The sequence below is a fragment of the Pseudoalteromonas sp. S1650 genome (assembly GCF_005887195.1).
GTDB lineage: Bacteria > Pseudomonadota > Gammaproteobacteria > Enterobacterales > Alteromonadaceae > Pseudoalteromonas > Pseudoalteromonas simplex.
Genome location: NZ_PNDF01000045.1, coordinates 1 through 13,351, shown reverse-complemented (window position 1 = coordinate 13,351; position 13,351 = coordinate 1). Strand labels below are relative to the sequence as shown.

Genomic DNA, 13,351 nt, shown 5'->3' with positions numbered 1-13,351 from the left:
GTGTTTACCAAAGCTGTGGATTATCGAGTGGTTTTAGGCAACTTGGCTTACCAGTAATTGGCAAAATTTCGTCATCTAAAACCGGTTTAACAAGCCAGCCTTTTGGGTATGATAAGCTATGAGGAGCTTGAATAATTTCTTCACTCACAACGGAAAAACCGACTTTTCCATAAAAGTTGATGTCACCATAGGTCATCACTAGGCTGACATTTTGTTCAGCTAACTTATCGCAGCCAAATTGGATCAGCTTTTGTCCTATGCCTTGTCCCTGCCAATTCGTTGCCACTGCAACAGGTGAGAGTAAAAACACCTCTTTAGCGTGCGCAAACTGTAAACGCGACAGCACGATAGCGCCCACGATCCGTTGCTCATCTGTCGCGACAAACACATATAAATCAGTTGATGGATATGGCTCAGCTAAAAAGTCAGTGACTAAACGGGCAACTTGCTCGCCTTCTTGTTTTGACTCTGATGCACTAAATGTTGCCAAGTAAAGCGCAATAATCTCGTTTTTTTGGCTCTGTTCGTAAATTGAAAAATTCACTTAGACTCCTTAAGTTTTAAAATAAAATAGTGATAAGTAAAGTTTTGCCCGGTTTCATTTTCGTAAAGGGCAATTTCTGTTTGTATGTCTTTCACAGCTTGAGACTCACTTATCGATGGCGCTAACTCAGCAAGGCGCGCCTTGAGTGGTTGCCAATAGTTTTTCCAAGCTTGCTGATCCAGCGAAAACTGCTCTATAAGCTCATAACCAAGCTCATCAAATAAGGCTATGCGGCTTTCGATTGATTGCATATCTGGGTAATTCGCTTGCCAGTACTCTTTAACCGCCATTTCAGGCTGGCTGTTAAGCCAAACTAAATCACTGACCACAATCACCCCATCACGGCGAAGAAACGGTTTCCAGCTTGATAATGCGCTTTGCATCCCCATGACATACACGCACCCTTCTGCCCAAATAACATCGAATGAATTTGCTTTAAAAGGCAGTGCTGTCATCGATGCGCACGTCAAAGACACGAGCTCATCCAATTGCTCTTTGTGCAATCGCTCCTCTAAATAAGCAAGTGCCGATGACTCATTATCTAAAGCTGTGATCTTGGCATCAGTTTGCTTGGCGATTAGTAATGTTGATGAGCCTTTACCACAGCCAATTTCTAAAATTTGGTTGGCATTGTTAGGAACAGCAGCAATGGCTTTTAATGTAGCTTCTTCGCTACCAGGCCCCCATCGCTCTAATGGCTCAAACACAGTCATAAAATCGTGCATGTAGCTTTCATGGTCACTCATATCTTTTGATAACCAACGAAGCCGCAATGCCTCTTTTTCTGTGTATCCTTGCTTTAACAACCAATTTAAATGCGCACTTGGCGCACGCTTATTCAGCTCATCATGTAAGTGTTTTTGAGAGCGTTCGCCAAGCAAACTCAGTAATAAATCTTTGGCTTGTAACTTAGCGGTAATTTCAGCTTCAAGTTGCGCTAAGCGCTGTTGCAAAATCGCTTTATCTAGCTCTACATCTAAACAGCTCTGACATTCTTTTAAGGTTAACCCCGCGCTTTGTAACTGCTGGATCAAAACCAAGCGTTGTAAATCAGCCTCGCTGTAATAGCGATAACCATTTGCAAGCCTGCGGCCCTGAATGATTTTAAGCTTCTCGTAATACAACACAGCCGTGCGCGACAAACCCAGCTTTGCAGCTAACTCTGAAATTAAATACATGATGAAATAGGCCTATAAGGCTTTTGAATACAATAAGTATGAAGTGTAAAGCTGTAGACAGGTCAAATATTTTTGCAAAATAATTTAAGAAAATAAGGTAAGCAAGAAAGCTTACCTTTATAGGGCGTGTTTAGATTCAACTAAATTTGTTTTGGCAATTTAGTCGATATAAGGGCGGTAATTACAATAAATAACAGTGAGATAGCTAAACAAGCTGCTAAGCCATAAAGCTGAAACACTAAGCCCGACAACACAGTGCCAATTAAGCGACCCATGGCATTAGCCATATAGTAAAACCCAACATCAAGTGATACGCCATCGGCGTCAGCCATGCTCACAATCAAGTAGCTGTGCAAAGATGAGTTAATCGCGAATAACACACCAAATAACATCAACCCGCCTATCAGCATTGGTTTTACAGCCCACTCAAAGCCAATAGCAAGGGCAATGGCTAAGGTGACTACAGCAAGCAAGGATGCCCACTTAACTGTTTCTGCGCTTGGTGATGTTTGCTTATTGAGCTTAATGATTTTGGGAGCAAAAGATTGCACAGCTCCATAGCCAATGACCCAACTCGCTAAGAAGGCACCCACAGTCCAGTGATCCCAATCAAAGGCTTGTGATAAAAACACCGGAAGTGCAACTACAAACCAAACATCACGCGCACCAAACAAAAACAACCTAGCGGCCGACAAGATATTGATTGAACTACTCTTTGAAAATATCTCGTTAAACTTAGGTTTGTTTTTAGCTTTGCCTAAATCATTTTTAAGTGCATAAATACTAAAACACCACACCACCAGCAAGGTGGCAGCCATGGTTAACATTGCGCCTTTAAACGACATTAATGTCAGTAGTAAGCCACCTAAAAAGAAGCCCACACCTTTTAAGGCGTTTTTAGAGCCTGTTAGTATCGCTACCCATTTAAACAAGGTGCCTTCTTGGCCACTGGCAACCAGCATTTTAATTGAGCTTTTAGCGCTCATTTTATTGAGATCTTTGGCAATGCCCGACAGCGCCTGCGCCATCATCACATAGGCAACACTCAGCCATTCAGGAGGGACTGCCAGCATGAACAAGGCTGCAACCTGTATGGCAAGGCCAATGTTCATGGTCTTGTTTAAACCAAGCCTTGCGCCTAAATAGCCGCCCACTAAGTTAGTGACAACACCAAAAATCTCATAAAACAAAAACAGCATGGCAATACTCAAAGGCGAGTAGCCAAGCGCATGAAAATGCAGTACCACCAACATTCTCAATGCGCCATCTGTTAGCGTAAATGCCCAGTAATTCCCGGTGACAATTAAGTACTGCTTTATATCAGCGGGAAGATTAGCCAAACGCGTCATTACTTTTAACCTTGTAGTGATCGCGCAACTTTACGGGCAAGTTCGGCGGTGCGGTTTGCATAACCCCATTCGTTATCGTACCAAACATACAGCTTAACTTGAGTCTCGTTGACAACCATGGTTGATAACGCATCAACAATGCTTGAGCGTGGATCAGTTTTGTAATCGATAGAAACAAGTGGCTTTTCTTCATAGCCCAAAATGCCTTTTAGCTCGCCCTCTGCAGCTTCTTGCATCCATTGGTTAATTTGCTCAGCAGTGGTCGGCTTTTCAACTTCAAACACACAGTCAGTGATTGATGCATTTGCTAATGGCACACGAACTGCGTGGCCGTTTAATTTGCCTTTAAGTTCAGGGAAAATATGTGTGATCGCCGTTGCAGAGCCGGTTGTAGTTGGAATTAAGCTCATTCCACATGCGCGAGCACGGCGTAAATCTTTATGGGGCGCATCTAAGATAGTTTGCGTGTTAGTAATATCGTGAATGGTCGTCATTGAACCATGTTTGATACCAATTTTTTCTTGCAGAACTTTAACCACAGGCGCTAAACAGTTGGTAGTGCATGATGCTGCAGTCACAATATCGTGCTGCTGTACATCATATAAATCATCGTTTACACCCATTACAACGTTCAACACGCCGTCTTCTTTTACAGGCGCAGTGACAACAACTTTTTTCACACCTTGATCAAGGTAGGCTTGCAGTAATTCGGTTTTTTTCATTTTACCTGAGGCTTCAATAACGATATCGCAACCAGACCAATCAGTGTCTGCAATCGCTTTATTTTGCGTAACGTTAATTTCGTGGCCATCGATAATCACAGCATTGTCGTTACTTTCAACCTCATGAGGCCAAATACCGTGTACCGAATCATACTTTAGTAAGTGAGCCAGTGTAGCTGCATCACCCGCTGGGTCATTAATTTGCACAAACTCAACGTCGTCCCATGCAAACGCTGCTCTTAGCGATAAACGACCCATACGGCCAAAACCATTAATGCCTACTTTAATTGCCATTGTTAAGCTCCTACTTTTTGAAAATTGTCGAAAAATGAACGTTGTACTGGGTTATGCAACGATTTAGGGCGAATAGCCTGCACTTGAGTAACTATGTCGTTTTTAGCATAGCCAAGCTCATGCATTAATAAACCAATAACTAAGCCTGTACGGCCTGAGCCGCCTTTACAATGTACAGCCACGCTACCACCACTTTTTATGATGGCAAGAATGTCGTTGAGGTGTTTGTTGAAAGCGAGACTAAACGCTTCGTTTGGCGCGTCATCATCCAAAATAGGTAACTGAAACCAGCTAAGGCCGGCTTGCTCACATTCGATTACAAGCTGCTGCGCCCCATTTTTAACAAGCTCTTCATCGTACATTAGCGTAATAATGGCTTTTGCACCTGCCGCTTTTAACTCAGCAACAGACTGTGATAAGCCAACGCCTTTTGTGCCAGGGCAAGGGGTAAAAATAAATGCCCCAGTTTCTAGCTGTAAAATATCAAATGGATGTGATTGCATTATGATTCCCCAATTACTCTTTAAACCAATGTGTTGTTTTATTAACGATTGCAACCAACGACAGCATCACAGGTACTTCGACCAACACCCCAACAACGGTTGCTAATGCTGCACCCGAGTGCAAACCAAATAATGAAATAGCCACTGCGACCGCTAACTCAAAAAAGTTAGAGGTACCAATTAAACAGGCTGGCCCTGCAATGTTGTGCTTAAGCCTAAGCTTTAACGCAATGAAATAGGTGATTGCAAAAATACCGTAGGTTTGCAAAACAAGCGGAATGGCAATCAGTACAATGTTAAGCGGTTGGGCTAAAATCGTGTTGGCCTGAAACCCAAATAGCAAGACCACTGTGGCCAGTAAACCAATAACTGAGTAAGGTTTAACTTTCTCTAAAAATGACTGCACAGCAGCTTCATTTTGCGCTGAATTATTAAGAGCTTTTCGTGTTAATACACCAGCAATAAGTGGCAGTAATACATACAACACAACCGAAATCATTAGTGTAAGCCAAGGCACATGAATATCAGATACACCCAGCAATAACCCCGCAATAGGTGCAAAAGCAAAAATCATAATGATGTCGTTCACAGATACTTGCACTAAGGTATAATTTGCATCGCCTTTGGTTAGTTGTGACCACACAAACACCATTGCCGTACAAGGTGCAACACCGAGTAAAATCATCCCTGCAATATATTCTTGCGCCGTTTCAGGGCTAACAAAATCAGCAAATAACCCTTCAAAAAATAACCAACCTAATGCGGCCATTGAAAACGGTTTGATTAGCCAGTTAATGATTAAAGTGAGCATCAGCCCTTTTGGATTCTTACCGACTTCTTTAATCGTTGAAAAATCAACTTGCACCATCATCGGGTAGATCATTACCCAAATAAACAGTGCAACAACAATGTTTACATGCGCCACTTCGGCTTTCGCTATTAGCTCAAATAAAGGTGGAAACATCACCCCAAGCGCCACACCAATGGCAATAGCAGCAGCAACCCATACAGATAAATACCGTTCAAAAACACCCATTTTTAGTCCTTAATTGCAGCAACGAGCAACACGGGTTGGGCGATCATCGCCCATCGCATTTAGCCTTGCTAACTCGTTTTCTATGAAATTTGGTTCGTTTACCACGGTCGAGGTAATTGTTTGTTTCATCCACATAGGTAGAGTCGGGTTTAAAGAGTAAAACACCCACTGCTGGTGTTTTCTATCCGACAAAATGCCCTGCTTTTTAAGTTGCGCTAAATGCCTTGAAACCTTTGGTTGGCTCTGCTCGTTAAGTGCCGTCATTAGTTCGCATACGCAAACCTCTTGCTCAACAGCGATAAGCAATAAGCTTTTTAAACGAATATCATCTGCAAGCGCTTTATAAAATGTAGTTGGCGAAATCGATACTGGTTTTTCTTTGTTATGGGATTGCACAAACTGCTTAATTCGCTCATTGATCTCTTGCAAGGTTTTTTCAAAGGCATGAGGTTCAGGGCGAGTTTTTGGATCAACAAAGTCCCAGCCTAAACAATGTGTGCCATCAACACGATTTGCACATTCTTTAGCTGCCTTGTCGCACAATGTAATGACATAATCAAAATGCAGGTTAGTTACATCATTTAAGTGCTTTGAGTGTAAGTCATCGGTTTTTAGGCCAAAATGCTCAATCGTAGCAAGCGTACGAGGGTCTACCGCATAAGGTTCTGTGCCCGCACTAAATACCTCAAACTCACCTTTACCATGATGTTTAAGCAATGCTTCAGCCATAATTGAACGGGCTGAATTTTCTGTACATAAAAAGAGGACTTTCACGGCTTACTCCATAACAATTTCATTATATAATATTTTTGTTATATACCATTTGCAAGCTGAATTTTATAAATGGCGCGTTTTGCAATAACGATGGCGCGATCTGATGTCATGTGGCACCAATAGATGGCCTACCATGCATATAACAAAACAACAGCTCAAATTAATGGAGTACAAATATGACAGCAACAGCATTGATCACTGGCGCCTCAAACGGGATTGGTTTAGAACTTGCGCATATTCACGCACAGCATGGCGATAATTTAGTGCTGGTAGCTCGTTCAGAAGACAAACTGAATGATCTTAAGCAACAGCTTGAATCAAAACACAACGTAAAGGTTACGGTTATTGCTGCCGATTTATCTAAGCCAGATTCAGCTGAGTATGTTTTTACACGTACTGAGGCACTTGGTTTGCACATAGATATTTTGGTGAATAATGCAGGCATTGGCGGACATGGCAAGTTTCATGAGCGTGATCTCAGTGCAGAACAAACGATGATGCAACTTAATATTGTGACATTAACAAACCTAAGCCACTATTACTTACAAGGCATGGTTGAGCGAAATCGTGGCAAAATTTTAAATATTTCGTCTACAGCTTCCTTTATGCCAGGCCCACTGCAAGCGGTATATTATGCAACGAAAGCGTTTGTGACTTCATTCAGTCAAGCAATTGCAGAAGAAGTAAAAGATAAAAACATTACGGTCACCGCGTTATGCCCAGGAACAGTAGCAACAGGCTTTGTTGAAGCAGGTGATCTACAAGGGGTAGATGCTTGGAAGAATGCTAAATCAGCGCATTCTGTGGCACTGTGTGGTTACAAGGCAATGCAAAAAGGTCAGTTAATTGCTTTTAATGAAGCGCCGCTTAAATTTATGCTCAATTGGGTGATCCCTTTATTGCCTCGCAAAACTGTGTTAAAAATTTCTCGTCAGTTTATGGAAAAAAGCGGAAACTAATATGAAACGAGCCAGCAAGTTTTTGATCCCTCCCAACTGGCAAGTATTACTCAATGATTTAGAAATCAACCTAGAAGAGGCACTGGCTTATGCCCAGTTGCCTTCAGGTTTATTCTCTCAAGATAAAGTATACTTAACGCCCGCTCAATACTTCCAATTATGGCAGGGTGTAGAGACAGCAGCAAACGGCATTGAGTTACCCTTAAAACTTGCCGAAGTCATGACAATAGAATCATTTGACGTACCAATTTTTGCCGCGATTTGTAGCCCAAACTTAAATGCTGCTTTAGCGAGGTTACAACAGTACAAACCACTAATTGGCCCTATGGAGCTAGCACTTGAAATTACCAATACTCATACAAAAGCCCAAGTAAGCTGTTATGGTTTTATTGATACGCTGCCCAAGTGCTACAGCTTGGCTGAACTGGTATTTTTTACACAATTAACTCGCCTTGCTACTCGAAAACAAATTAACCCTGTTACGGTTATTGTGCCAGAGCTACCTGAAAAGCTTATGGAATACGAAGCCTACTTTGGTTGCCCGTTGAAAGTGGGGAGTACCCCTAGCGTGACATTTTTAGCAGAAGATGCAAAAGCGCCATTTTTAACCAGTAATCAGGTGATGTTGTCATGCTTTGAGGGAGATTTAAAACGTAAGCTGCAAGATGTTATCAGCGAACAAAGCCTTACTGACAAGGTATCAAGTATTTTGTTTAAATCCCTACCTCAAGGGCAAAGTAACATTGAGCATGTTGCCTCAGAGCTGGCACTAAGCAAACGCTCTCTACAACGAAAACTAACAGCTGAAAAGCAAAGTTATCAAAAAGTCTTACAACAAGTACGAGAAGATCTTGCGCAGCACTACTTAATGCAAACTGAGTTACCAATTATCGAAATCGCCTTTTTACTCGGTTTTAGCGAAACAAATTCGTTTGTTCGTGCTTACAGTAGCTGGACGGGTGTTTCTCCCGCCCATAAGCGCATACAAGTAAAGCATTAATTAGCTTTGTGAAGCTAATTTGCCTGTAGGGTGAGGTAGTCACTCATCACTTTTTCAAGTTGGGCGTAGTCTTTCTGCTGAGTAACAGCTCCTGCGACCACCACCTGTGTTGTTGGCTCATACATCACCAAAGTGCCCCAAAAGCCACCATGTTGATAAACCAAAGTGCCGTTATATTCTTTTGCAAATACACCTAAACGATAAGGGCTACCTGCAGGTAAGCCTTTATTAGAGAGCATGAGTTTGAGCGTTTCTGGGTGTTTAAAGACCTTCCCTGAAAATAAAGCCTGATAAAATTTAGCCATACCGATAGGGCTGGCCACAAGCCCACCGCCACCATATAAATCGACTGTTGGGCTCCAATTAAAGGTGTCGGTGCCGTGCAAGTATTGATGTACGCGACGAGACTCATCTACAGCAACCGAATCACCCCGTTCCCAGATCACATTTTCGATATGATTTTTGTCGAAACTTAAGTATTTACGAACCGCTTCAGGCAAGGGTAAATCTGTCACTCTTTCAATAATATGGCCGAGTAACACATATCCGGTATCTGAATATGAAAAAAGCTCGCCAGGTTTGCCAACTGGGTCGCCCCACTCTACACACCCTTTAATTTGCTCGCGCATCGTAATATCTTGCTGCGGATTTGCCATTATGCCAGCTAAATACTGATCGCTTTGAGCGTGATCGTATAGCCCTGCTGTATGACTCAGCACTTGCTTAAGCGTCATTTTATCAAGGACATAGCCATCGCTTTCAAGAAGCGCAAAAAAGTCGTCAGAAATTAACTTATCAAGTGTTGTATCAAGGTTTAATTTACCTTCTTCCTGCAAACGTAGCACCGTTGCTGCAGTGAAGGTTTTAGTCACGCTGGCAATTCTAAATAAACTGTTGGGGTTAATAACTTGCGGCGCATTTTCTTTACTTTGCTTTACCGTTGAAAAAGCATGTCCATCATCAACAATCACATGAAGTGCAAAACCTGTAAGGGGAGCTTGTTGGTGTGCATTGAGAACTTGGCCCATTAAAGCGTGGTGAGTTTCGAGTGGCTTTATAGGCTCAGCAGTCACTGGCAAAGCCAACATTGATAGAGCAACAAATAAAGAGCTTAGCGTTTTTTTACTTGCTAGAGAGCACCGACGATCCATAACAGGTTCCTTAAAAAATGAATCCTTTATTAGCGCCTAAAGCCAAAATAAGCGCGCAGTTAAGCAGCCTAATTACTACTTAACTGACATTAACAAACGACTTTCGTGTTGTCGAATTAATAAGTTAACACTATTTTGTAAGCATATTCACAGCCATAATAACCAACAGCCCAGCAAATATTTTTTTAATAGTAGAGACGGGTAAATGATGCGTTGCTTTTGCACCTAATGGCGCAGTAAACCACGAAGTACACACAATGCCAAACAAGGCTGGCAAATAAACAAAACCAGCAAAGCCCTCTTTTAATGTAAAGTACTGACTGCCTGAGCTGATGTAACCCACAGAGCCAAATAGCGCAATGACAATACCGCACGCCGAAGCACAGCCAATGGCTTTTTTCATATCAACCGAGAAAAACGTCAGTAGCGGCACAAGTACCGCACCACCGCCAATACCTATCATGGCAGATAGACCCCCTGTGATGGTTGTATAAAGTGTCAAAAGGCCTTTATTAGGTAGCGTTCGTGATGTTTGGCTGTCGTTTTTACTGCTGAAAATCATTTTTAATGCAATAAGCACCACACTCACAGCGAATACAATTCGCACCACATTTGCGGGTAATAGCGAAGCCAAAAAGCCACTGATAAGTGCGCCTAGTGCAACCCCTGTCATTACCCACGGAGCCAATTGCCAAGGCACATTACCATTTTTGTGGTGAGCGATAGCTGATGACGTTGAAGTAAAAAGAATTGAGGCGAGCGATGTAGCAATCGCCACCAGCACCACTTGCTCTGCGGGTAACACCTGAAAATACAGCAAGATCATGCTTAATATAGGCACGATCACTAGGCCTCCACCAATTCCTAACAGCCCAGCTAAAAAGCCAACCCCGCTACCAAGTATGGCGCAAGCGATAATAAGCACGATTAATTCATTCATTGTATTTGTCTGTGTTGTTGATTTGTGAAACCGAGTATAACAACAATAAAGTACGGGGTTGCTCTCAAAAGTCCTGTTAACTAGTGAATATTACTCACGTTTTATATGAAATTACTGCAACTTCAACATATAACTTTAGAAATCTAGACGTCCAAAATAACTTTAAAGCATTTTTTCATTCCCAGTTGCTGTTTTTAGAACTAAGACAACAAAGCAGCATGAATCTGCCTCATGTTTTACCTGAAATAAAAACGTTTTTCTTCATGATAGTAAGAACGTATAAATAGATACCCAAGCCACCTCAAGATGCAGAATTCAGCGTTTCACAGGTGCTTAATATCAAGGCGTTACTTTGCAAGAATGGCAGTCCCTTTTAAGAAGTAACAACGATGAGAGTGAGTGCCTGTGAAGCGCCCAAAGGGTTGTTTTAAAAGCGATTTATACTGCGTTATTGATTTTAACAATAGAACCACTATTACTTGCAACCAATGCCTTGTCTAAATCGCTTTTAATTCCAACTGAAACTCGCATCTTGAGGTTGTTTGGGTATTTTACGCTGCAGAGCAACCTAAGGTTAATGACCTAGCGATTTAAGGAAGGTGAGCAGCAATCATTTATCTCAGGACTTTTGGATACATTGCCATGAACAACGACTTCAGATTTACAATTAAAAGCATTAGCCTCGACGAAAATTATCATCCGTCAAATAGCACACGACTGACTACAAACTTTGCGAACCTAGCTCGCGGTGAAAGTCGCCAACAAAATTTACGTAATGCATTAAAAATGATTGATAGTCGCTTTAATGCGCTAGCAAACTGGGATAACCCGCAAGGCGACCGCTACTCCGTTGAGCTTGAGATCATCTCTGTTGATCTAGAAATTGCACAAAGCACAGAGGCATTCCCGTCAATTGAAGTACTAAAAACTAATATCATTGATCACCAAACTAATGAACGTATCGAAGGTATTGTTGGTAATAACTTTTCATCTTACGTGCGCGATTATGATTTTAGCGTACTGCTGCTTGATCATAACAAAGCGAAAAGCGAATTCAGCATTCCCGAAAACTTTGGTGACTTACACGGTAAACTCTTTAAATACTTTATTGACTCAGAAACTTACAAACAGCACTTTAAAAAGCCACCGGTTATTTGTTTAAGCGTGTCTGATAACAAAACGTACCACCGCACAGAAAACCAACACCCAATTTTAGGTGTTGAGTACCAACCAAATGAGTCCTCATTAACCGAGCAATACTTTAAAAAAATGGGCTTGCAGGTGCGCTATTTTATGCCACCAAACACAGTTGCTCCGCTGGCGTTTTATTTCTTTGGTGACTTGCTGAACGATTACACCAACTTAGAGTTGATCAGCACGATTAGCACTATGGAAACATTCCAAAAAATCTACCGTCCAGAAATTTATAACGCCAATGCTGTGGCGGGTAGTTGCTATCAACCAAATTTAAGAAACGCCGATCACTCGATCACGCAAATCGTTTACGACCGTGAAGAGCGCAGCCGACTGGCGATTGCGCAAGGTAAATTTACTGAGCAGCACTTTATTAAGCCTTATCAGTCAGTACTTGAAAAATGGTCTGCCAACTACGCAATTTAATGAGATTAAAAATGAAAAAGTTATTACCTACATCAACAGCAGGCAGTTTACCAAAACCAGCTTGGCTTGCTGAGCCTGAAACCTTATGGTCACCTTGGAAATTGCAAGGTGCAGAACTTATCGACGGCAAACAAGACGCGCTGCGTGTTGCCTTACAAGAGCAGCAACAAGCTGGTGTTGATATCGTGAGCGACGGCGAGCAAACCCGCCAGCACTTTGTAACGACCTTTATCGAACACTTAAATGGCGTTGATTTTGAGAACCGTAAAACAGTGACCATTCGTAATCGTTACGAAGCCAGTGTACCAAGTGTGATTGGCCCAGTATCACGCAGCAAACCCGTGTTTGTTGAAGACGCCAAGTTTTTACGTTCGCAAACCAAGCAACCTATAAAATGGGCATTGCCAGGGCCAATGACCATGATCGATACCTTGTATGACGCCCACTATCAAAGCCGTGAAAAACTAGCATGGGAATTTGCCAAAATCCTCAATCAAGAAGCGAAAGAGCTCGAAGCTGCAGGTGTTGATATTATTCAATTTGATGAGCCTGCGTTTAATGTGTTTTTCGATGATGTTAATGACTGGGGCATTAAGTGCCTCGAAAGAGCAATTGAAGGCTTAAAGTGCGAAACCGCCGTACACATTTGCTACGGCTACGGCATTAAAGCTAACACTGATTGGAAACAAACACTGGGCAATGAATGGCGTCAATATGAAGAAGTATTCCCAAAACTTCAAAAATCGAATATCGATATTATTTCACTTGAGTGCCACAACTCTCGCGTACCTATTGAGCTATTAGCACTGATACGCGGAAAAAAAGTGATGGTTGGCGCCATTGATGTAGCGAGCAATGAAATTGAAACCCCTGAAGAGGTCGCACACACATTACGCGAAGCTCTGAAATACGTTGATGCCGACAAGCTTTACCCATGCACAAACTGCGGTATGGCTCCCCTCCCTCGCCAGATAGCAAGCGCCAAACTCAGTGCGCTAAGTAAAGGTGCAGAGATTGTAAGAGGCGAGGTTTTAGGGGCGAGGAGCTAGGTTCTAGAGGTAGTTAGCGAGTTACTAGGTGAAAGAGGAAAGTTGCGAGGTGCGAGGTTCGAGAGGCGAGGTGCGCATCTCCCTCGAGCCTTGTCGCCATAAATAGCGACCTACATGGTAGGTCGGGCTTTAGCCCGTCAGATTTTAAATTTAGTCTGAACCTGCTTGTGTAGCAGCGATTTCACATCGCGTTTTTGCTGTAAATATTATGCTAGTTTCTAATTTATCGTTT

13 protein-coding genes are annotated in these 13,351 nt (G+C 42.3%); 4 read left to right on the top strand and 9 right to left on the bottom strand.

Annotated elements, in window-relative coordinates; genetic code table 11:
- Positions 1-4 precede the first annotated feature (4 nt).
- The 7 genes from CWB80_RS13835 to CWB80_RS13805 all read right to left on the bottom strand — a co-directional run bounded on the left by CWB80_RS13835 (position 5) and on the right by CWB80_RS13805 (position 6,400).
- The gene (locus CWB80_RS13835; protein WP_138602284.1) at positions 5-544 is read right to left on the bottom strand and encodes a GNAT family N-acetyltransferase; all 540 of its coding nucleotides are present in this window, start codon (positions 542-544) and stop codon (positions 5-7) included.
- Positions 541-1,722, bottom strand: coding sequence for a MerR family transcriptional regulator (locus CWB80_RS13830; RefSeq protein WP_138602286.1), 1,182 nt, complete (start codon positions 1,720-1,722; stop codon positions 541-543). The genes CWB80_RS13835 and CWB80_RS13830 overlap by 4 nt, the downstream gene beginning before the upstream one ends.
- Before the next feature lie 140 nt (positions 1,723-1,862).
- The gene (arsJ, locus tag CWB80_RS13825) at positions 1,863-3,071 is read right to left on the bottom strand and encodes an organoarsenical effux MFS transporter ArsJ (protein WP_138602288.1); all 1,209 of its coding nucleotides are present in this window, start codon (positions 3,069-3,071) and stop codon (positions 1,863-1,865) included.
- 5 nt (positions 3,072-3,076) lie between these two features.
- Positions 3,077-4,087 carry an ArsJ-associated glyceraldehyde-3-phosphate dehydrogenase gene (locus CWB80_RS13820; RefSeq protein ID WP_138602290.1) on the bottom strand — a complete coding sequence of 337 codons (1,011 nt, stop codon included), beginning with the start codon at positions 4,085-4,087 and terminating at the stop codon, positions 3,077-3,079.
- Positions 4,088-4,089: 2 nt separating this feature from the next.
- Positions 4,090-4,590 carry a phosphatase domain-containing putative toxin gene (locus CWB80_RS13815; protein ID WP_138602292.1) on the bottom strand — a complete coding sequence of 167 codons (501 nt, stop codon included), beginning with the start codon at positions 4,588-4,590 and terminating at the stop codon, positions 4,090-4,092.
- A 13-nt stretch (positions 4,591-4,603) separates the two neighbouring features.
- Complete coding sequence (gene arsB / locus CWB80_RS13810) at positions 4,604-5,626, bottom strand: ACR3 family arsenite efflux transporter (protein ID WP_138602294.1); 1,023 nt, start codon at positions 5,624-5,626, stop codon at positions 4,604-4,606.
- Between the two features lie 9 nt (positions 5,627-5,635).
- On the bottom strand, positions 5,636-6,400 hold the full coding sequence (locus CWB80_RS13805) for a metalloregulator ArsR/SmtB family transcription factor (protein ID WP_054553499.1): 765 nt from the start codon (positions 6,398-6,400) through the stop codon (positions 5,636-5,638).
- A gap of 176 nt (positions 6,401-6,576) precedes the next feature.
- Between CWB80_RS13805 and CWB80_RS13800 the strand changes: the two genes are divergently transcribed.
- Complete coding sequence (locus CWB80_RS13800; RefSeq protein WP_138602296.1) at positions 6,577-7,359, top strand: SDR family NAD(P)-dependent oxidoreductase; 783 nt, start codon at positions 6,577-6,579, stop codon at positions 7,357-7,359.
- 1 nt (position 7,360) lies between these two features.
- Entirely contained in the window at positions 7,361-8,359 is a 999-nt protein-coding gene (locus CWB80_RS13795; RefSeq protein ID WP_138602298.1) for an AraC family transcriptional regulator, read from the top strand.
- A gap of 14 nt (positions 8,360-8,373) precedes the next feature.
- Here CWB80_RS13795 and CWB80_RS13790 read toward each other — a convergent pair whose 3' ends face one another.
- Positions 8,374-9,510, bottom strand: a complete 1,137-nt coding sequence (locus CWB80_RS13790; RefSeq protein ID WP_138602300.1) for a serine hydrolase domain-containing protein — start codon at positions 9,508-9,510, stop codon at positions 8,374-8,376.
- 130 nt (positions 9,511-9,640) lie between these two features.
- Positions 9,641-10,450, bottom strand: coding sequence for a sulfite exporter TauE/SafE family protein (locus CWB80_RS13785; protein ID WP_138602302.1), 810 nt, complete (start codon positions 10,448-10,450; stop codon positions 9,641-9,643).
- Between the two features lie 642 nt (positions 10,451-11,092).
- On the opposite strand from CWB80_RS13785, the gene CWB80_RS13780 reads away from it, so the two are divergent.
- Both CWB80_RS13780 and CWB80_RS13775 read left to right on the top strand, forming a co-directional pair.
- A complete protein-coding gene (locus tag CWB80_RS13780) occupies positions 11,093-12,070 on the top strand; it encodes a DUF1852 domain-containing protein (protein WP_138602304.1) in 978 nt (325 codons plus the stop codon).
- A gap of 11 nt (positions 12,071-12,081) precedes the next feature.
- Positions 12,082-13,119: a methionine synthase gene (locus tag CWB80_RS13775; protein ID WP_138602306.1), complete on the top strand. Its 1,038-nt coding sequence runs from the start codon at positions 12,082-12,084 to the stop codon at positions 13,117-13,119.
- The last annotated feature ends 232 nt before the right edge of the window (positions 13,120-13,351 follow it).

Bases quoted from the DNA above. Each gene is read 5' to 3' on its own strand.
- CWB80_RS13830 (WP_138602286.1), bottom strand. From the start codon at position 1,722: ATGTATTTAATTTCAGAGTTAGCTGCAAAGCTGGGTTTGTCGCGCACG.
- arsJ (WP_138602288.1), bottom strand. From the start codon at position 3,071: ATGACGCGTTTGGCTAATCTTCCCGCTGATATAAAGCAGTACTTAATT.
- CWB80_RS13820 (WP_138602290.1), bottom strand. From the start codon at position 4,087: ATGGCAATTAAAGTAGGCATTAATGGTTTTGGCCGTATGGGTCGTTTA.
- CWB80_RS13815 (WP_138602292.1), bottom strand. From the start codon at position 4,590: ATGCAATCACATCCATTTGATATTTTACAGCTAGAAACTGGGGCATTT.
- arsB (WP_138602294.1), bottom strand. From the start codon at position 5,626: ATGGGTGTTTTTGAACGGTATTTATCTGTATGGGTTGCTGCTGCTATT.
- CWB80_RS13800 (WP_138602296.1), top strand. From the start codon at position 6,577: ATGACAGCAACAGCATTGATCACTGGCGCCTCAAACGGGATTGGTTTA.
- CWB80_RS13795 (WP_138602298.1), top strand. From the start codon at position 7,361: ATGAAACGAGCCAGCAAGTTTTTGATCCCTCCCAACTGGCAAGTATTA.
- CWB80_RS13790 (WP_138602300.1), bottom strand. From the start codon at position 9,510: ATGGATCGTCGGTGCTCTCTAGCAAGTAAAAAAACGCTAAGCTCTTTA.
- CWB80_RS13785 (WP_138602302.1), bottom strand. From the start codon at position 10,450: ATGAATGAATTAATCGTGCTTATTATCGCTTGCGCCATACTTGGTAGC.
- CWB80_RS13780 (WP_138602304.1), top strand. From the start codon at position 11,093: ATGAACAACGACTTCAGATTTACAATTAAAAGCATTAGCCTCGACGAA.
- CWB80_RS13775 (WP_138602306.1), top strand. From the start codon at position 12,082: ATGAAAAAGTTATTACCTACATCAACAGCAGGCAGTTTACCAAAACCA.